The organism is Neopararhizobium haloflavum (assembly GCF_002750855.1).
GTDB lineage: Bacteria > Pseudomonadota > Alphaproteobacteria > Rhizobiales > Rhizobiaceae > Georhizobium > Georhizobium haloflavum.
In genome coordinates, this window is sequence record NZ_NWUC01000006.1 from 95643 (window position 1) to 112133 (window position 16491).

The following is a 16491-nucleotide window of genomic DNA, read 5'->3' on the forward strand; positions in this document are numbered from 1 at the left end:
TTTCCATGGCCACAGCGGCGGTGGATCGACCTGCGGCGACCGCCCCAATGAAGGACCGAGAGCAATCGCCGCCAGACCTGACGAGGTCTAGACTCTTTCATGGCCATGGAAAAGCGTCCTGCGGCAAAGGCGCGCAGGACGCTCGGCTCCGATCAGAACAAGCGAAACTTGGAGCCGCTCGTCGTGGTCTGCTGCGTCTCGCGATTGACCCCCGGGTCGTCGATCCGATGGGTCAGGAAGCGTTGCTCCTTCTCCTGATCGCTATCGATCGGACCCGACTTGCCTGCCGCTTTGGGGGGAACGGATGCCGCCCCGGCACTGGTGGTCGACTGGGCTTCAGGCGGTCGGTCCGTGGCCACGGCGCCTGCACCGCTGGCCTTCACTGCGTCGTTTTTGGCGCCATCGCGCCGCGGCTTTTGCAAGGGAATGACGACAGCCCCCTTGTCGGCGCCTTCTTCAGGCCCGCCCGCCTTGGCCGGCTCGGCAGGCTCGGGGGACGCGACGACGGCTTGCGGCACAGCCGGCTGGGCAACGATCGGCTCGGCCGGCTTTTCAGTAGGCTGCTCCTGATCAGAGGCGACCGGACCTTCCGGCTTGACAGTATCTGTCACCGCGGCCTTGTTCGTCGCCTCACTGGCGGGACGCTCTTGCCTGTTCTGCTCCGGCGACTGCTTCTCAGCCTTCGGCCAAGCAGGCGACTGAGGTGCCGGGCCCTTCGGCTTGGCGGGCTCGACGGGCGGCAGGCTGCGGATGGCTTCATCCGCATCGCGGGCATCGTCGCGTTTGTCATCGATCTGATGCCCGCCGATCTGCTCGACCGGGACCTTCCAGACAAAGGCGTCGAGCTCGCCCGTCACCGGAGATATCGGCGCCCAGTTTTCGGAAACATACCCATCGGCAGTCCAGACCGGATCACGATCGGCCCTGAGTGCCTGAGCCATCCAGTGACGAACGCGGCCCTGATCACCCGTATCAGCCTCCTCGATATCGGCGAGCAACAGATAGATGCCTTCGCGCGGATGCTGACGCAACGCGGCCTCGGCCCGCTCCCGCGCCAGTTTGTGGTCGTGGGCATCGAGCGCTGACTGGGCAACGATGCGCAACGATTCAAAGTGGTTGGGGCGCAAGGTCTCGAGCCGCTTGGCTCGCTTGAGGCGATCCTGCACCGAATCGCCTACCCGGGCGCGCACATAGCTGTCGGCGATCTCTGGGTGCGGATTGGTCTTCCAGGCCTTTTCCAGAATCTTCGATCCGCGGCGCAGGTCGTTGAGGCGAAACAGCGCCTTCGCCGCAGTAACCGCTGCCGGAACGAGCGTTGGAGCGAGCCGATTGGCTTCCTGCGCATCGATGCTCGCTTGGCGTGGATCGCTTTCGAGCGCGCTTATTGCGCGGCCGGTCAGGAGAACGGCGCGCTTTCGGTCGGAAGCCGTCTTGTCGATGGACCGGTTGCTGCGTTGCTTTTCGAGCAGCTTGATCGCCTGATCATAGTTGCCGTCGCGGGACCGATACTCGAGCGCGGCCTGACCGGCCCATGGGAGATGCGGCGCCTTCTCCACGGCGCGTTCGGCATAATGCTGTGCCGCTTCGTCCGAACCGAGACGACGCGCTTCCAGGTAAAGCCCTCGCAGGCCAAGGGCACGCGTTTCCGGGTTCTCCGCCATCGCTTCGAACTTGGCGCGCGCATCGTCGTGCCTGCCCTCGATCATGTAGGTCTGCGCTTCCAGGACGTGGATCAGTGGCTCCTTGTCGGCACTCAGAAGGGATCGCGAACGACGTGTCATTCGACGCGCCAGCATCGCATCCCCGGCACCGGCTGCGATCAACCCACTCGACAGCGCCTTGTAACCCTGGTCGCGTTTGCGGTGACGAAAATAGCGGCGAACGGACTCTGGCGACGAGAAGGCCGCCTTTATCAGCCACAACACGAGAACGATGGCCGCGAGCAAAGTCGTCAGCCCAGCAATACCGGCGAGCAGAGACATCTCCACACGCTGTCCCTGCCAAACCAGGATCATCTCTCCCGGACGATCGGCGAGCCAGGCAAAGCTCAACCCCAGTGCCAGAATGACTGCGACGAAAAACAAAATCCGGATCATGCGCCCTGTCCCTTGTGGCCTGCCGCGCTCAGCGTCAATGCGAAGCTCAGTTTGTCGTTGCCGTTGCGGCGTCGGTAGCGGCCGACAACGCATCGTTCAGGATCGTCTCAGCCTGGCCGCGCGCCCGTAGGTCCGCGACATAGCCCTCCGAAACAGCCTTGGCGGCGTCCGGCAGCGTTTCCCACTCGCCGACCGCAGCATCGAAGTCGCCGTCATTCACCCGCGCTTCCATGCGCGACACGACGGCCTTCACACTTGAACCCTCGACATCGCCGGTCGGCCGAACTGTGACGATGGATTGCGCGCTGTTCATCAGTCGGTCCAGCACGCCATCGCTGTTTCCAGTGACGGCAGCCGCGATCATCGCGCGCGCAACATCGGGAAACTGATTAACGAGCTGCATGCGCGTTGGCACGCCCTCTTCGGCGGCGCCCGCCAAGGCCTCGACAGCCGGATCGTCAGGCGAAACGGCGGAAAACGCATCAAGTTCCGCTGCGAAAGGGCCACCGCGATCGATCGCACTCTTGAGCTCGGCGGCCGCGAACGCCCTCGCCACTTGCTCCTGCGCGGAATTGTCGGCCAGTTCCGCCTCGATCGCCTCCACGCGGGCCAGAATGTCGGCCGAAGAAGCCTCCTGCGCCTCGCCGGCCGCCACCAGTTCGCTCCTCAGCGCGTCGATGTCGCCACCACCCTGCGCATCGGCAGCACTTTCTTCCAAAGCGGCCAGACGTTCCTCCAAACCGGACAGGTCGATCTCGCCGGAACCACCCTCAAGGGCGCCCAGTGATTCCGAAAGGTCGGCGATCTCGGATGCCAGGGCAGCTATCCGCTCGTCCTGCGCCGAAACGGCGCCATTTTCCTCGACGGGCTCAACGACCAACCACTGCAATGCCGTCATACCGGCAAAGACGATCAGCCCGCCGACAATTCCGGCAAGCACGAAGCCGGACCGTGAGCGGCGTTCAGCGCCGGCTTGTCGCTGCGCAGCCGGCGGCACGGAAGTCGTATGAGTCGCAGCCTTGACCGGTTGCGCGGTCGACCCGGTCTGCATCGTGCCGGATGCTGCGGGCGTGGCCTTTGCCTCGGGCGCTTTCGCCCTGGCGGCTGGCCTTGCCGGCAGGCTGACGCCGGCGACGTGCTCCGCGGACTGCGACACGGCCGCCGAACCTTTCTGCCTCGGGACAGCCCGCTTGGTGGTCCCTTCGCCTGTGCGGCGCGTGGTCTTCGACGTGCGGCGCTGCGACGTGCCCTTGGCCATGCAAAATCCCCATCGGTCTCTAAATTACGGGCCGATCATAGAACGGACGACAAAGAAACGAAAATCCATAAACGGTGATCAGCCGCCTTGGTTCCGGTTTGAGCTCAGCAACTCCAACAGAGCGGGCTCGCACGGTGTGCGGCTCCAAAGGGCTTTCAGCCGCATCGCTGTCGGCAGGCCCGCTGCGACGTTTTCGCTCAGACAAGCGATCATGGCCGCATCGAAACCGGCGGCCGGGTGGCGGGCAGCGATTTCGGCGAAACGCTCAGCCGCTCTCCGCGAATAAAGCAAGACGGCGTCGATCCGACCCGAACGCAGAGCATCGATCTCGTCGGGACCGTAGTCGATGTCGATTGTGTCGTAGACATCGATCGTCCTGAAGTTGACGCCAGCTGCCATCAATGCCCTCTCGAACACCGGAGAGCGCACGCGGCCGGCCAGATAGGTGAGCGGGCCATTCGATTGATCGCGCCGCGCAACGAGCATTGCGGAAAGGCCTGCGCCGTCACCCGGTCCGTCCATGACGTTGCGAAATCCGGCATTGCGCGCTTGATCCGCCGTAGCCTTCCCAACCGCCCAGATGACGATGTCGTGACTGGCGCGATCCGAAACCGCCCTGATCGCCGCAGCACTCGTCACGACGAAATCGCCCGAACCGGGGCATGCCGCGGCGTTCACGCCGGCCATGAGCGGCTCCGTGCGCGACAGGGGCATCGCGATCGCCGTATGACCCAGCGCTTCGAGACGTTCGGCGGTTTGGCTCGCGCCCGGCTCGGGCCGCGTCACGAGAACACGCATCACATCAGGTCCAGTCGGCGAAGAAGTCCGGTCCCGCCCTTTCGCGCACCGTCTGGCCCGCTTCACGGCCGATCGCGGCCGCATCGCTCGCCTTGCCACTACCGGAGATGGCATGGGCCTCCCGTCCATCCGGCGTCAGGATCAACCCCGAAAAGGCAATGTCATCGCCCTCGACACGCGCCAGCCCCGCAATGGGCGTGCGGCACGAACCGTCGAGTGCGGCAAGGAAGGCACGTTCGCACAGGAGCGCCGCATGCGTCGGCCGGTGATCGACAGGCGCAACGAGCCGCGCAACATCCGTGTCGTCGATTCGGCTTTCGATACAGATCGCGCCTTGGCCGGGCGCCGGTGGAAAAACCTCCGGGTCCAGAACATCCGTGGCGACATCCTCCATATTCAGACGCTTCAGGCCGGCATACGCCAGCAGCGTCGCATCCACTTGCCCTTCACGCAGCTTGCGCAGCCGTGTTTCCACCAGACCGCGATAGGTGATGACCTTGATGTCCGGCCGCATCCGGCGAATGAGCGCCTGACGGCGCAGCGAGGCCGATCCGACGACCGCGCCTTTCGGCAGATCGTGAAGGGATGGAGCGTCGCGGGCAATGACGGCATCGCGCACGTCTTCCCGCTCGACGAACGCCGAAAGGTGCAGCCCTTCGGGCAATGTCGTCGCCATATCCTTGGATGAATGGACGGCGAGATCGAGCCGACCATCGGCCAGCTGTTCCTCCAGTTCCAGGGTGAACAGCCCCTTCCCGCCGATCTCCGAAAGCGGTCGGTCGGTGATGCGGTCCCCTTTGGTCGAGAGCACCACGATCTCGAAGGCGGACGACACCATGCCATGCGCCGCCGCCAGCCTGTCACGCACTTCATGCGCCTGTTTCAGCGCCAACGGGCCGCCGCGCGTGCCGATCCGGTATTGTTTCGTTTGCATCCGTCTCCGTCCGTGTTACCGAGACGACAGGTAACTGGCTTTGCCCACCCTCGCAATCATTGCGACGATCCGACCCGATCCTTGATTATTGGCACGATGACTGACCGCCTCCTCATCCTCGGTATCGAGACGAGTTGCGACGAGACCGCAGCCGCCGTCGTATCGCGCCGAGAAAGCGGAGAGGGCAAAATTCTTTCCAATGTCGTGCTGAGCCAGCTCGATGAGCATGTTCCCTATGGCGGCGTGGTGCCGGAGATCGCAGCGCGCGCCCATGTGGCGGCCCTCGACGGGCTCATCGCCGAGGCGATGCGGCAGGCGGACGCGACCTTCGACGACCTCGATGCCATCGCCGCGACCACCGGCCCCGGTCTCATCGGCGGACTGATCGTCGGACTTATGACCGGCAAGGCGATCGCCTCGGCTGCCGGCAAGCCGCTCTTCGCGATCAATCATCTGGAAGGCCACGCGCTGACGGCGCGGCTGACCGACGGGCTGGATTTTCCCTATCTCCTTCTTCTCGTTTCTGGCGGACATACCCAGCTCATCCTGGTGCGCGGCGTCACCGCATACGAACGCTGGGGCACGACGATCGACGACGCGCTGGGCGAAGCCTTCGACAAGACGGCGAAGCTGCTTTCATTGCCCTATCCAGGCGGTCCGGCCGTCGAGGCGGCGGCGCGGGCGGGTGATCAGGCGCGCTTCAAACTGCCGCGGCCGATGCGCGGCGATGCACGTCTCGACTTTTCCTTTTCGGGGCTGAAAACGGCCGTACGGCAGCAGGCGAGCGCACTCGCTCCATTGAGTGAGAAGGATGTCGCGGATGTCTGCGCGGCATTTCAACATGCCGTCACGGAAACGCTGGCCGAAAGGATTGCCCCCGCGCTGACAAGGTTCAGGGACCTGTTCGGCGACCAGCCCCATCCCGCGCTCGTCGTCGCCGGGGGTGTCGCGGCGAATGCGGCGATTCGAGAGACGCTCACGAGGCTTTGTGGGACGCACCGCTTCCAGTTCGTCGCGCCGCCCCACGCCCTGTGCACCGACAACGCGGCGATGATCGCCTGGGCCGCAGCAGAACGCCTTGCAGCCGGGTTCGATCCGCAATCGATGGACGTCGCTCCACGCTCTCGCTGGCCGCTCGACAGCAACGCCGAGCCGGCCCTTGGGTCTGGAAAACGAGGCACCAAGGCATGAGCGGGATCGCCGTCATCGGCGCGGGAGCATTCGGCACCGCCCTTGCCTGCGTCATCGCCCGCAGCCGCAAGGAGCCCGTCACGCTGCTGGCGCGCGATCCGCTCCACGCCGAAACCATGCGCTCGACCCAACGCAATGAGAAAGCGCTGCCTGGAATCAAGCTGCCTGAACACGTGATCGCGACGGCCGATCCGGATCATCTCACCGGCGCGCGGCGGATTCTCCTGGCCGTTCCTTCTCAGGCGCAGGCCGAGGTCACGGCGCGTGTGATGCAATCCATTTCTGGAGATGCCGAATTCGTCATCTGCGCCAAGGGGCTGGAGCGCACCTCCGAGGACACCTTGTCGCACGTTGTCGGCGCAACGGCGCCGGGTCATCCGGTGACGATCCTTTCAGGGCCCGGCTTCGCCGCCGACATCGCGCGGGGCTTGCCGACGGCGATGACCGTCGCCAACACAAATCGCCAGCGCGCCGAACAGACTGCCGCCGTCCTGTCGGGCGACACCTTCCGGCTCTACGCAACCGACGATGTCACCGGCGTCGAACTCGGAGGGGCGCTGAAGAATGTCCTGGCGATTGCGAGCGGCATCACCGAAGGGGCCGCACTCGGCCAGTCGGCTCGCGCTGCACTGATCGCCCGCGGGCTCGCCGAGATGACGCGCTTTGCCGTCGCCCACGGCGCCCGCGCCGAAACCATGAGCGGCCTGGCAGGGCTTGGTGATCTGGTGCTGACCGCGACAAGCACCCAGTCACGCAATTACCGCTACGGCGTGGCGTTGGGACGGGGGGCCAGGCCCGCTGACCTGATGCGACCGGGCGAGCCCCTTTCGGAAGGGGCCTTCACGGCAGCCGTCGCTGCGACCATCGCAAGACGACGCGCTATCGACATGCCGATCACCACCACGGTGGCTGATATCGTTGACGGAAGGCTCACGATCGGCGACGCCGTCGCGGCGCTGATGCGCCGCCCGTTGCGCCACGAGAGTGACAGCGTCTGAGGGTTGACGGGTCGCCCGTGCCACGCCATCAACGCACTCGACGTCATATCATCTAAGGGTCGCTCATGTATTTCGCCGTTATCTGCCGGGACAAGCCTGATGCATTGCAACTGCGCCTCGACACACGACCGACGCATCTGGAGCATCTGAACCGGGTGAACGAAAGCGGTGCGCTCAAGGTCGCAGGTCCGCTGCTCGGCGATGATGGAAAACCGATGGGCAGCCTCCTCATCGTCGAAGCCGATGATGCCGAAGCCGCCCGGAAACTGGCTGAAGCTGATCCCTATGCCAAGGCCGGTCTTTTCGAAAGCGTCGAGATTCGCGCCTGGAACTGGGTGTTCAACGCCCCGTCGGAGGCTTGAGGATGGCTTATTGGCTGTTCAAATCCGAGCCGTTCAAGTGGTCCTGGGACGACCAGAAGAAGCGCGGGGAGAAGGGCGAGGAATGGGACGGAATCCGCAACTATCAGGCGCGCAACAACATGCGCGAAATGAAGCTGGGCGACAAAGGCTTCTTCTACCACTCCAATGAGGGCCTGGAGGTCGTCGGCATCGTCGAAATCTGCAAGGAAATCCATCCCGATTCCACGACGGACGACGAACGTTGGGAATGCGTGGACATCAAGGCTGTCTGCGACATGCCGAAGCCGGTTACACTCAAGGATGTGAAGGCCAGCGAAAAGCTGGCCAAAATGGCGCTGGTCACGTCGATGCGCCTTTCGGTTCAGCCGGTGACGAAGGATGAGTATCTCGAGGTGTGCCGGATGGGCGGGCTGGACAAGCCACCGCTCTGAGCGTCCCCGGAGGCGTGCGTGATGAGCATCGACGACGCGCCCGACGCATTCATCCGCGCCAACACGGCCCTGATGGCGCCGCCCCATGTGCCGGAAATCCGACTGCATCTGGCCGAAGAGGCCCACGACCTCTGGCTCAAGACGGAAGAGGAGTTGGGCGTCATTGGCCTGCCACCGCCATTCTGGGCCTTTGCCTGGGCCGGCGGCCAGGGGCTGGCCCGCCACATCCTCGATCATCCCGAGATCGTCAAAGGCCAGGACGTCCTCGATTTCGCATCCGGCTCGGGGATCGTCGCGATCGCGGCGGCACGGGCGGGAGCACGCAGCGTAACAGCCGCCGACATCGACCCATGGGCGGCGTCCGCGTGCCGTCTGAACGCAGCCGCCAACAATGTCGATATTCACACCATGGTTGGCGATCCGCTTTCGCAGGACGCTGCGCGGTGGACGACAGTGCTCGCCGGGGACGTCTTTTATGATCGCACCATGACGGATGCCATCCTGCCATGGCTCGACCGGATCGCATCTCGTGGAGTCCCAATCTTCATCGGGGATCCTGGACGGGCTTACCGACCGGCCGACCGGCTGTCAGCCTGCGCGACCTACGAGGTTCCGGTGCTCCGCGCACTGGAGGATTCGGAGGTGAAGCGAACGACCGTTTGGGCTTACCGCACCAGCAAAAGCGGTCAGGCATAGACAGTGCGCAGAACCGTCCCCGGCTTCAGCATCGGCAATATCCGCACCAGATCGCGGTATCGAAGTGCGACGCAGCCTTCGGTTGGCGCGTACCCCGGACGGGCAAGATGCATGAAGATCGCGGAGCCGCCGGCGCCACGGCGTTGCGTGATGTTCCAATCCATCACCAAGACGATGTCGTAGAGGTGATCCTCTCTGCGCATCGTTTCGTGGCTGGCCGCGAATGGCAGGCGAACCAGTCGATTGTAGGCACCATGATAGGGTGCGTCGCACCATCCCATGTCATCGCGGATCGGCCGCATCGGTAACGCGGTCAAAGGGCGCGGCACGCGATCCGACCGATAGAAGCCCTCGACGAAACGCATGGTTGCGACGGGCGTCGCGCCGTCCCCTTCACGCTTGCGGCTTGTCATGCCGCTTCTGCCGATTGCAGCCCGAAATGTCAGGCCATCGGCCCACAGCACGCCGCGCGTCGAACACCCCGGCTCGACACGAAGCGCCAACGCATACAATGCGCGGTCATCCGAAGCCGTCATTAACCGTCAGTTCCTGTTCGTAAATGGTTTCAAAGCAAGGCGAACCAATCATTTACCCGGAGCAAGTCACCGCACCGACCGCACAATTACCACTTTGCGCTGAGAGACAAAAAGCCTAAACATCAACCGAACTGGCCTTCTGCCTGGGACAACAGGAGTATCCGCATGACAGCCCGCACCATCCTGATCGTGGACGATGACGAGGATCTGCGCGAGACCCTGACAGAGCAACTGTCGCTTTATGACGAATTTTCGATCATCGAGGAGTCAACGGCGACAAAGGGCCTTCAGACGGCGCGAGCGGGCCAGATCGATCTGTTGATCATGGATGTCGGCCTGCCCGACATGGATGGCCGTGAGGCCGTCAAGATCCTGCGCAAGGGTGGCTTCAAGCCGCCGATCATCATGCTGACGGGTCATGACACCGATTCCGATACCATACTCGGGCTGGAATCGGGTGCGAACGACTATGTCGTCAAACCCTTTCGCTTCGCCGTTCTGCTCGCCCGTATCCGTGCCCAGCTGCGCCAGCACGAACAAAGTGAGGATGCCACTTTCACCGTAGGTCCTTACACGTTCAAGCCGAGCCAAAAGCTGCTGACCGATGAAGCCGGTGCCAAAATCCGGCTGACCGAAAAGGAATCGGCCATCATCCGCTATCTTTATCGGGCGGATCAGAAAGTCGTCACCCGCGACGTCTTGCTTGAGGAAGTGTGGGGTTACAATTCAGGGGTCACCACACACACGCTGGAAACCCATGTCTATAGGTTGCGCCAGAAAATCGAACGAGACCCGTCCAATGCCGAGATCCTCGTAACCGAGAGCGGCGGCTACAAGATCGTTCCCTAACGGGTGGAGTACGCCGTCGATGGCGCTCAAAGACGACATCGCGCTTTTGTCCACGGTGCCTCTCTTCGCAGATCTCGGGGAGGAGCAACTGCGACTGATCGCCTTCGGCGCCGAACGCCGGCGCGTACCTGGCGGCCAAACGCTCTTTCGGCAGGGCGCACCGGCAGATTGTGCCTATATCGTCGCCGGAGGCCGATTCTCGCTCACACGCTCCACCCGAGAGCGCAAGGACCTCAAGCTCGGTGAGGCGACGAAGGGCGCGCTGCTCGGCGAGATCGCGATGATATCGCTCGTCGAGCGCAAGATGACCGCGGTCGCCGCCGAAACCAGCGAAGTCATCCGCATCACGCGGCCGCTCTTCAGCCGCATGCTGGAAGAGTATCCTGACCTTGCCGTGATGATGCACCGCCGCATCTCGGCGAACCTTGGCAGGATGGTGGGTGAGCTGCTGGCGATCGCTCCACGCCTGAGGGGCTGACATCGCCGCCTTTTCCATGAACGAATCGTCTTCGGAAGCGTTTGGGGAACAGACCCAAGCCATGGAGTGGATGATGCCCGAACGTACCGACACCTTGCGTTCCGTACCCGATCCGGTGGACGCGAAGCCGACCAGTCGCAAGGAAGATTACAAGGCCTATGCCGAGCGCGACATTGACGAGGGCTGGCCCTACAGCGACGAACCCGGCAATGAGCAGGCCCGCCTCGACGCGAACCGCCCCTATGCGGCGGAAGATGAGACACCTGTCGCCCTCGACGGTGCCGTTGAGGGGTTCCATGTCGAAACAGCGCCGGTCGGCACGCCAACTCCCGCGCCTGACGATGCGCAAGACGACGAGACGGTACGCAAATACATCGATGACCAGGACCGACATGATCGCGGCGCGCCCGGTGACGAAAGCGCCGACCCGGAAGTCGACCCTGAGCCGAAACATCGGCCATAGTTAAAAAAATACCACCGCCGGCATCCGCCGGCGGTGGTATTTTTTGGACGGGTGGGCGAACGTTATTTCTTGTTGCCCGTCGGCTTTGAAGGCTGCGTAATGGAAACCGGATCGCTGGCCGGAAAACTGTCTTCCAGCCCCTCCTCCAGCTCGTCATCCTTCTCTTGACGTTCCTTGTTCCGGTTTGCGGCGTCTTCGGGCTTGCGCCCCTCATTCTGCCTGGCGCGATCGCGGTCTGTCTGTGCGCTCATGAATGCACCCTCCTTTTTGCTGGACTGGAGGGATAACGTTCCAAGAACCGACGCGTTGCGTCGTCATTGATCGATTGCATCCAGCCCTTCACTGACGAAAAAGCCCAGGATCCATCCGCCGCCCACGAGCGCCAGCGCACCAAGAATAATCAGGACGCCGTCCTTGGCCACCAGGCCCATGGCGATGAGCGTGACCGTCGCGGCCAGCAGCGAGGATGAAAACGGCACCAATTCGAGGAACGGCATCGCCAGACCACAGGCGACGCACAGGAGTTCCGGCAGGATCGAGATCGGATGCCGCACGAGAAAGGTCAATCGCGGCTTGGTCAGCCGATCGATCAAGGCGACGGGACGAGACAGAGCATCGAGCGCCCTGTTGAACCTGCCACGGCCGATCGTGCGCCGCATGATCCAATGCGGCAGCCAGACATGGCTGCGGCCGAACACCATCTGCGCTGCAATCAGAGCGATGATCAGGCCTCCGATCGACGACAGGCCCGGTATCCCGCTGAGCGGACTGACGATGATCACCGCCGGCACCAGAAGAAGTGGCCCGAAAGAGGCCCGGCCAAGCGACTGGGCTATGTCATTCACCGAGAGTGTGTCGCCGCTTCCCGCATCCCGAATGCAGTTGATGATCGCCGTCAGGATCTGCTCGTCGTTGTCGGACGGGCGCGAGCGGGCGAACTCTGCCGCATCGTCGTTCTCGCTCATGAAGTGGGATGTCCGTTGTTAGCCGCGGTCGGGACCCTTGTAGCCTTGTCGACCAATCCGCTACAGCCCGAAACGAGCAATCACGGGGACGTGATCCGAAGGCCGCTCCCAACCGCGTGCCGCCCGCAGGACATCGATCCCCGTCAGGTCACCGGCGAGATCCGCCGAGGACCAGATATGGTCGAGCCGCCGTCCACGATCCGACGCTTCCCAGTCTCGCGCGCGATAGCTCCACCATGTGAAGATTTTCTCTTCGGGCGGGATATGCCGGCGAACGAGATCGACCCAGGCACCCTTGGACTGGACGTCCTTCAGCCCATCGGTCTCGATCGGCGTGTGGCTGACGACCTTCAAGAGTTGCCGGTGTGACCACACGTCTGTCTCGAGCGGCGCGATGTTGAGATCGCCGACGAGGATCGAGGAGATTCCATCTGCTCGCTCGCGTTCTGAATGCAGCAGCCGCATCTCGTCGAGATAAGCGAGTTTGTGCGCGAATTTCGGGTTCACCGCCGGATCGGGAACGTCGCCGCCGGCCGGCACATAGAAATTGTGCAAACGGATTTTCTTCACGCCAGCGGCAATGACGACCGAAGCATGCCGCGCATGCCCCACATCGCCGTAGTCCATCCGCTCTTCCGCCAGGATCGGCGTTCGCGAAAGCGTGGCGACACCGTGATAGCCCTTCTGTCCATGCGCGACGATGTGTTCGTAACCGAGCTTGCGCAGCCGTTTGAAAGGAAAGGCATCATTCGGACATTTCGTCTCCTGCAGACACAGCACGTCAGGCTGATGTTCAGCGAGAAATGCCTCGACCAGCGGCAAGCGAAGGCGAACGGAATTGATGTTCCACGTGGCGATGGAAAAGGGCAAGGAAAACACCTCGAACAGGAAAGACGAGGGTCGTCTAGCCCGTATCGCGCCGCGCTGGCAACAGGGCTAGTTGCGCATCGTTCCGCCACGCAGCTGGTCGTATGGCACCTGGAAGACGTTGGACGCGAATTGGACGCCGGTCTGAACGTTCATGATCATCACCGTCGTCTCTTTGCCCTGGGCGTCGACCATGGTCCATTGTTTCAGCTCGTAGCTGTTAGGATCGAACATCATGGTAATGGTCGAATCCCCGAACATCGACTTGTCGCCAAGGACGATTGTGATGAGATCCGGCTGAACATCCACAGATTTGACCATCGAGCCTGACAGATCGATCCGCTCGGACAGCAGAAGATTGAGCGGGGTCTTGGAAAGCGGATAGACGTCCCATGTGTTGAGCTTGGTGTTGCCGATGACCACGGACTCGCCGTCCGAGATCATGCGCACGGGAGATGGCTGCTCGTAATTGAAACGCATCTTTCCGGGGCGGGAGATGTGAAAGGTGCCGCCCGTTTGTTCACCGCGTGGCCCGAACTGAACGAAATCGCCCGTCATCGTCTTTACCGAGGAAAAGTGGTCGGCGATGTTTTGTGCGATTTCCTGCTGCGACTGGGCTTGCGCGGGTGTGCTGGCAATCAGCGCTGGCGCGCCGACGAGACCGAGCGCGACGACGGCGCCGGCAATGCCGAGAAACCGGCGGCGGACAATCGTTGGCTGCCGGTCTCGTGCGCTATGCGGAGGGGTCTGTTTCGCCATTGTTCTTCTCCTGATCTATCGCTTCCGTGCCGACCAAAGGCGGCGGCACTATGACTGCCCCTCACTCACCGCCCGACTATCTCGTCTTCCGTCGGCACCAGAATCTCACGCTTTCCGGCATGGTTTGCCGGACCGATGACGCCTTCCTGCTCCATCCGCTCGATCAATGAGGCCGCGCGGTTGTAACCGATACCGAGCCGCCTCTGGATATAGGACGTCGATGCCTTTCCGTCACGCAGAACGACTGCGACGGCCTGGTCGTAGGGATCGTCCGACCCCTCCAGATTGCTGGTGCCCGCTGGCCCGCCATTGTCCGAGCCTTCCTCGTCGTCTTCCGTGATCGCGTCGAGATACTCCGGCACGCCCTGCGTCTTGAGATGCGCGACGACATCCTCGACCTCGTCGTCCGACACAAACGGGCCGTGAACGCGCTGAATACGGCCGCCACCAGCCATATAGAGCATATCGCCCATGCCAAGCAGCTGCTCGGCGCCCTGCTCTCCAAGGATCGTCCGGCTGTCGATCTTCGACGTCACCTGGAACGAGATGCGTGTCGGGAAGTTCGCCTTGATGGTCCCGGTGATGACGTCGACCGATGGCCGCTGCGTGGCCATGATGACGTGGATTCCTGCAGCGCGCGCCATCTGCGCCAGGCGCTGCACCGCGCCTTCGATGTCCTTGCCTGCCACCATCATGAGGTCGGCCATCTCGTCGATGATCACGACGATGTAGGGCATGGCCTCCATGTCGAACTCTTCCGTCTCGTAGACGGCTTCTCCGGTGTCTCGGTCAAATCCGGTCTGGACCGTGCGCGTGATCGTGTCGCCCTTCCTCAACGCCTGTTCGACACGCGCGTTGAACCCGTCGATATTGCGCACACCGAGCTTTGACATCTTCTTGTAGCGCTCTTCCATCTCTCTGACGGTCCATTTCAGCGCCACAACGGCCTTCTTCGGATCCGTGACGACGGGCGTCAGGAGGTGGGGAATGCCATCATAGACCGAAAGTTCCAGCATTTTGGGATCGATCATGATCAGCCGGCATTGTTCGGGCGCCATCCGGTAGACAATCGACAGGATCATCGTGTTGATGGCCACCGATTTGCCCGACCCGGTCGTGCCCGCGACCAACAGGTGCGGCATTTTCGCGAGGTCGGCGATCACCGGCTCGCCGCCGATCGTCTTTCCGAGCGACAGCGCCAGCTTCGCCTTGCTCGCCTCGAAGTCGCGGCTCGCCAGCAATTCCCGCAGATACACCGTTTCACGCTTTGAATTCGGCAACTCGATGCCGATGGCATTGCGCCCCGGAACGACCGCAACGCGGGCCGCGATCGCGCTCATCGAACGTGCGATGTCGTCGGCCAGTCCGATGACGCGTGACGATTTGATGCCCGGCGCGGGTTCGAGTTCATAGAGGGTGACCACCGGGCCAGGCTTGACCTGAATGATCTCGCCCTTGACGCCGAAATCCTCCAGCACCCCTTCGAGCATCCTGGCGTTCTGCTCCAGCGCTTCGGTCGACAGGCTGGAGTCACGAACGACGTTCTTCGCTTCGTTGAGCAGGTGCAGCGCCGGCAGGTCGAAGCCGTCGTTCTTGATGAGGGTCGGCTGAGCCTCGCGGCCAACACGGCCACCCGGTTTCGGTCTGGCGGCCGGCTGGGCGACGCGTGACGGTTGGGCAACGGCTGCGGGCGCTGGCTTGGGCTTTTCGACAGGCGCCCAGTCCTCCGCCGGGTCGACGGAAAACGGCAGGTCGTCATCGTCGAACTCCCCGTCGACCTCGTCGACGAATCGCGGGGCGCGCACGCCCGCTGGACGATCGTCTTCGTCATCAAGCTCGATCGAGGGCGCATCGGTGACGACCCGGCCGGCAAATTCGGGTTCGCGGCGCCCATCGAGCGTCACGAAATCCTCACCGTTGAAATCGTAGGGCTCTTCGAAATGATCGCGCTCGCGGCCAGTCTGTTGGCCACCGATGCGCCCACCGGTCACCCGACGCATCTGAGCGCGGGCCGAATACCACCAATGGGTCAGCGCGCCGAGGGCAAGGAAGCGCTCGGCTTCTTCATCCTCTTCGTCTTCCTCGTCATAGACGTCCTCGTCCTCGAAATGCTCGTCGTCGATGTCGACCGGCTCGCGCCTGTCGATCAGCGCGGCGCCGTACATCGAGAGCCAGATCGCCGGAAAGACAAGAACGATACCGACAAGGAAGGAATAGATGCCGGAGGGATAGCCGCCGGTCAGGCCGCCGGGAATTCGAAGCACCATGTCTCCGATGACGCCGCCAAGTCCGTTCGGCAACGGCCAGTGCACAGGCGGAGTAATGCAGCTGAGCACCGCCGAGATCAGCGCTGCCCCCAGCAGCCAGGAGAAGAGGCGTTTGGCAAAGGGTACGAGCGGGCGGCCACGCACCATGAAGACAGCCCAGAAAACGAGCGGCACCAATGCAAAGACGGCACCCAGTCCGAAGAACTGCATCGCGATGTCGGCAAAGACTGCGCCGGGATAACCAAGCGCGTTGGTCGGCGTTGCCCCGTTGGCAAAGGACAGGCTGGGGTCGTTGACGTTCCAGGTTGCGAGCGCGCCGATCGCGAACGCCAGCAGAGAGAGGACAATCAGGCCGCCGGTAATTCTCAGGGGAGCGCGCAGCAGGGGCGGAACGGACAGCACCGGCCGTCGCCTGTATCCCCGGGCGACCTGGGCCACACCCCGACCGCCGCCTGCTTGATAGACACCGTTGTCCGCTTGAAGAGTTCGCCGCATGCCACACCCGTTTTCGCGCCTGGATGGCGCCGATTGTGGTGCGACACT

At 63.0% G+C, this 16491-nt stretch carries 18 protein-coding genes; 8 read left to right on the plus strand and 10 right to left on the minus strand.

Going from position 1 to position 16491, the window contains the following annotated elements; genetic code table 11:
• Positions 1 to 152: 152 nt before the first annotated feature.
• The 4 genes from CN673_RS13950 to hemC form a co-directional block, all read right to left on the minus strand.
• Complete coding sequence (locus CN673_RS13950) at positions 153 to 2096, minus strand: heme biosynthesis protein HemY (protein ID WP_099866988.1); 1944 nt, start codon at positions 2094 to 2096, stop codon at positions 153 to 155.
• Positions 2097 to 2142: 46 nt separating this feature from the next.
• A complete protein-coding gene (locus CN673_RS13955; RefSeq protein WP_099866989.1) occupies positions 2143 to 3354 on the minus strand; it encodes a mitofilin family membrane protein in 1212 nt (403 codons plus the stop codon).
• Between the two features lie 78 nt (positions 3355 to 3432).
• Positions 3433 to 4152 carry a uroporphyrinogen-III synthase gene (locus CN673_RS13960; RefSeq protein ID WP_157928902.1) on the minus strand — a complete coding sequence of 240 codons (720 nt, stop codon included), beginning with the start codon at positions 4150 to 4152 and terminating at the stop codon, positions 3433 to 3435.
• A gap of 4 nt (positions 4153 to 4156) precedes the next feature.
• Positions 4157 to 5086 carry a hydroxymethylbilane synthase gene (gene hemC, locus CN673_RS13965; RefSeq protein ID WP_099866991.1) on the minus strand — a complete coding sequence of 310 codons (930 nt, stop codon included), beginning with the start codon at positions 5084 to 5086 and terminating at the stop codon, positions 4157 to 4159.
• A gap of 96 nt (positions 5087 to 5182) precedes the next feature.
• Here hemC and tsaD point away from each other — a divergent pair, with 96 nt between their 5' ends.
• From tsaD to CN673_RS13990, 5 genes are all read left to right on the plus strand, one after another.
• On the plus strand, positions 5183 to 6277 hold the full coding sequence (tsaD, locus tag CN673_RS13970; protein WP_099866992.1) for a tRNA (adenosine(37)-N6)-threonylcarbamoyltransferase complex transferase subunit TsaD: 1095 nt from the start codon (positions 5183 to 5185) through the stop codon (positions 6275 to 6277).
• Complete coding sequence (locus CN673_RS13975) at positions 6274 to 7275, plus strand: NAD(P)H-dependent glycerol-3-phosphate dehydrogenase (RefSeq protein WP_099866993.1); 1002 nt, start codon at positions 6274 to 6276, stop codon at positions 7273 to 7275. Before tsaD ends, CN673_RS13975 begins: the two co-directional genes overlap by 4 nt.
• A gap of 65 nt (positions 7276 to 7340) precedes the next feature.
• Positions 7341 to 7637, plus strand: a complete 297-nt coding sequence (locus CN673_RS13980) for a YciI-like protein (protein ID WP_099866994.1) — start codon at positions 7341 to 7343, stop codon at positions 7635 to 7637.
• Between the two features lie 2 nt (positions 7638 to 7639).
• Positions 7640 to 8068: an EVE domain-containing protein gene (locus tag CN673_RS13985; RefSeq protein ID WP_099866995.1), complete on the plus strand. Its 429-nt coding sequence runs from the start codon at positions 7640 to 7642 to the stop codon at positions 8066 to 8068.
• Positions 8069 to 8089: 21 nt separating this feature from the next.
• Positions 8090 to 8764 carry a class I SAM-dependent methyltransferase gene (locus CN673_RS13990; protein WP_099866996.1) on the plus strand — a complete coding sequence of 225 codons (675 nt, stop codon included), beginning with the start codon at positions 8090 to 8092 and terminating at the stop codon, positions 8762 to 8764.
• Here CN673_RS13990 and CN673_RS13995 read toward each other — a convergent pair.
• Positions 8755 to 9300, minus strand: coding sequence for a L,D-transpeptidase family protein (locus tag CN673_RS13995; protein ID WP_099866997.1), 546 nt, complete (start codon positions 9298 to 9300; stop codon positions 8755 to 8757). The two genes, CN673_RS13990 and CN673_RS13995, sit on opposite strands and share 10 nt — an antisense overlap.
• Before the next feature lie 165 nt (positions 9301 to 9465).
• Between CN673_RS13995 and CN673_RS14000 the strand changes: the two genes are divergently transcribed.
• The 3 genes from CN673_RS14000 (at position 9466) to CN673_RS14010 (ending at position 11090) form a co-directional block, all read left to right on the plus strand.
• Entirely contained in the window at positions 9466 to 10149 is a 684-nt protein-coding gene (locus CN673_RS14000) for a response regulator transcription factor (protein ID WP_099866998.1), read from the plus strand.
• Positions 10150 to 10168: 19 nt separating this feature from the next.
• Entirely contained in the window at positions 10169 to 10627 is a 459-nt protein-coding gene (locus tag CN673_RS14005) for a cyclic nucleotide-binding domain-containing protein (protein ID WP_099866999.1), read from the plus strand.
• 73 nt (positions 10628 to 10700) lie between these two features.
• Positions 10701 to 11090 carry a hypothetical protein gene (locus CN673_RS14010; RefSeq protein ID WP_157928903.1) on the plus strand — a complete coding sequence of 130 codons (390 nt, stop codon included), beginning with the start codon at positions 10701 to 10703 and terminating at the stop codon, positions 11088 to 11090.
• A 62-nt stretch (positions 11091 to 11152) separates the two neighbouring features.
• Here CN673_RS14010 and CN673_RS14015 read toward each other — a convergent pair whose 3' ends face one another.
• The 5 genes from CN673_RS14015 to CN673_RS14035 all read right to left on the minus strand — a co-directional run bounded on the left by CN673_RS14015 (position 11153) and on the right by CN673_RS14035 (position 16350).
• Positions 11153 to 11341 carry a hypothetical protein gene (locus CN673_RS14015; protein WP_099867001.1) on the minus strand — a complete coding sequence of 63 codons (189 nt, stop codon included), beginning with the start codon at positions 11339 to 11341 and terminating at the stop codon, positions 11153 to 11155.
• A gap of 63 nt (positions 11342 to 11404) precedes the next feature.
• Positions 11405 to 12055, minus strand: a complete 651-nt coding sequence (locus CN673_RS14020; protein WP_099867002.1) for an exopolysaccharide biosynthesis protein — start codon at positions 12053 to 12055, stop codon at positions 11405 to 11407.
• A gap of 60 nt (positions 12056 to 12115) precedes the next feature.
• Positions 12116 to 12925 carry an exodeoxyribonuclease III gene (locus CN673_RS14025; protein WP_099867182.1) on the minus strand — a complete coding sequence of 270 codons (810 nt, stop codon included), beginning with the start codon at positions 12923 to 12925 and terminating at the stop codon, positions 12116 to 12118.
• A gap of 66 nt (positions 12926 to 12991) precedes the next feature.
• A complete protein-coding gene (locus CN673_RS14030; protein WP_099867003.1) occupies positions 12992 to 13681 on the minus strand; it encodes an outer membrane lipoprotein carrier protein LolA in 690 nt (229 codons plus the stop codon).
• Positions 13682 to 13746: 65 nt separating this feature from the next.
• Positions 13747 to 16350: a DNA translocase FtsK 4TM domain-containing protein gene (locus CN673_RS14035; RefSeq protein ID WP_370853046.1), complete on the minus strand. Its 2604-nt coding sequence runs from the start codon at positions 16348 to 16350 to the stop codon at positions 13747 to 13749.
• Between the last annotated feature and the right edge of the window lie 141 nt (positions 16351 to 16491).

Bases quoted from the DNA above. Each gene is read 5' to 3' on its own strand.
- CN673_RS13985 (WP_099866995.1), top strand. From the start codon at position 7,640: ATGGCTTATTGGCTGTTCAAATCCGAGCCGTTCAAGTGGTCCTGGGAC.
- CN673_RS13995 (WP_099866997.1), bottom strand. From the start codon at position 9,300: ATGACGGCTTCGGATGACCGCGCATTGTATGCGTTGGCGCTTCGTGTC.
- hemC (WP_099866991.1), bottom strand. From the start codon at position 5,086: ATGCAAACGAAACAATACCGGATCGGCACGCGCGGCGGCCCGTTGGCG.
- CN673_RS14015 (WP_099867001.1), bottom strand. From the start codon at position 11,341: ATGAGCGCACAGACAGACCGCGATCGCGCCAGGCAGAATGAGGGGCGC.
- CN673_RS14000 (WP_099866998.1), top strand. From the start codon at position 9,466: ATGACAGCCCGCACCATCCTGATCGTGGACGATGACGAGGATCTGCGC.
- CN673_RS14005 (WP_099866999.1), top strand. From the start codon at position 10,169: ATGGCGCTCAAAGACGACATCGCGCTTTTGTCCACGGTGCCTCTCTTC.
- CN673_RS14030 (WP_099867003.1), bottom strand. From the start codon at position 13,681: ATGGCGAAACAGACCCCTCCGCATAGCGCACGAGACCGGCAGCCAACG.
- CN673_RS13980 (WP_099866994.1), top strand. From the start codon at position 7,341: ATGTATTTCGCCGTTATCTGCCGGGACAAGCCTGATGCATTGCAACTG.
- CN673_RS13960 (WP_157928902.1), bottom strand. From the start codon at position 4,152: ATGCGTGTTCTCGTGACGCGGCCCGAGCCGGGCGCGAGCCAAACCGCC.
- CN673_RS13950 (WP_099866988.1), bottom strand. From the start codon at position 2,096: ATGATCCGGATTTTGTTTTTCGTCGCAGTCATTCTGGCACTGGGGTTG.
- tsaD (WP_099866992.1), top strand. From the start codon at position 5,183: ATGACTGACCGCCTCCTCATCCTCGGTATCGAGACGAGTTGCGACGAG.
- CN673_RS13955 (WP_099866989.1), bottom strand. From the start codon at position 3,354: ATGGCCAAGGGCACGTCGCAGCGCCGCACGTCGAAGACCACGCGCCGC.
- CN673_RS13990 (WP_099866996.1), top strand. From the start codon at position 8,090: ATGAGCATCGACGACGCGCCCGACGCATTCATCCGCGCCAACACGGCC.
- CN673_RS14020 (WP_099867002.1), bottom strand. From the start codon at position 12,055: ATGAGCGAGAACGACGATGCGGCAGAGTTCGCCCGCTCGCGCCCGTCC.
- CN673_RS14010 (WP_157928903.1), top strand. From the start codon at position 10,701: ATGCCCGAACGTACCGACACCTTGCGTTCCGTACCCGATCCGGTGGAC.
- CN673_RS13975 (WP_099866993.1), top strand. From the start codon at position 6,274: ATGAGCGGGATCGCCGTCATCGGCGCGGGAGCATTCGGCACCGCCCTT.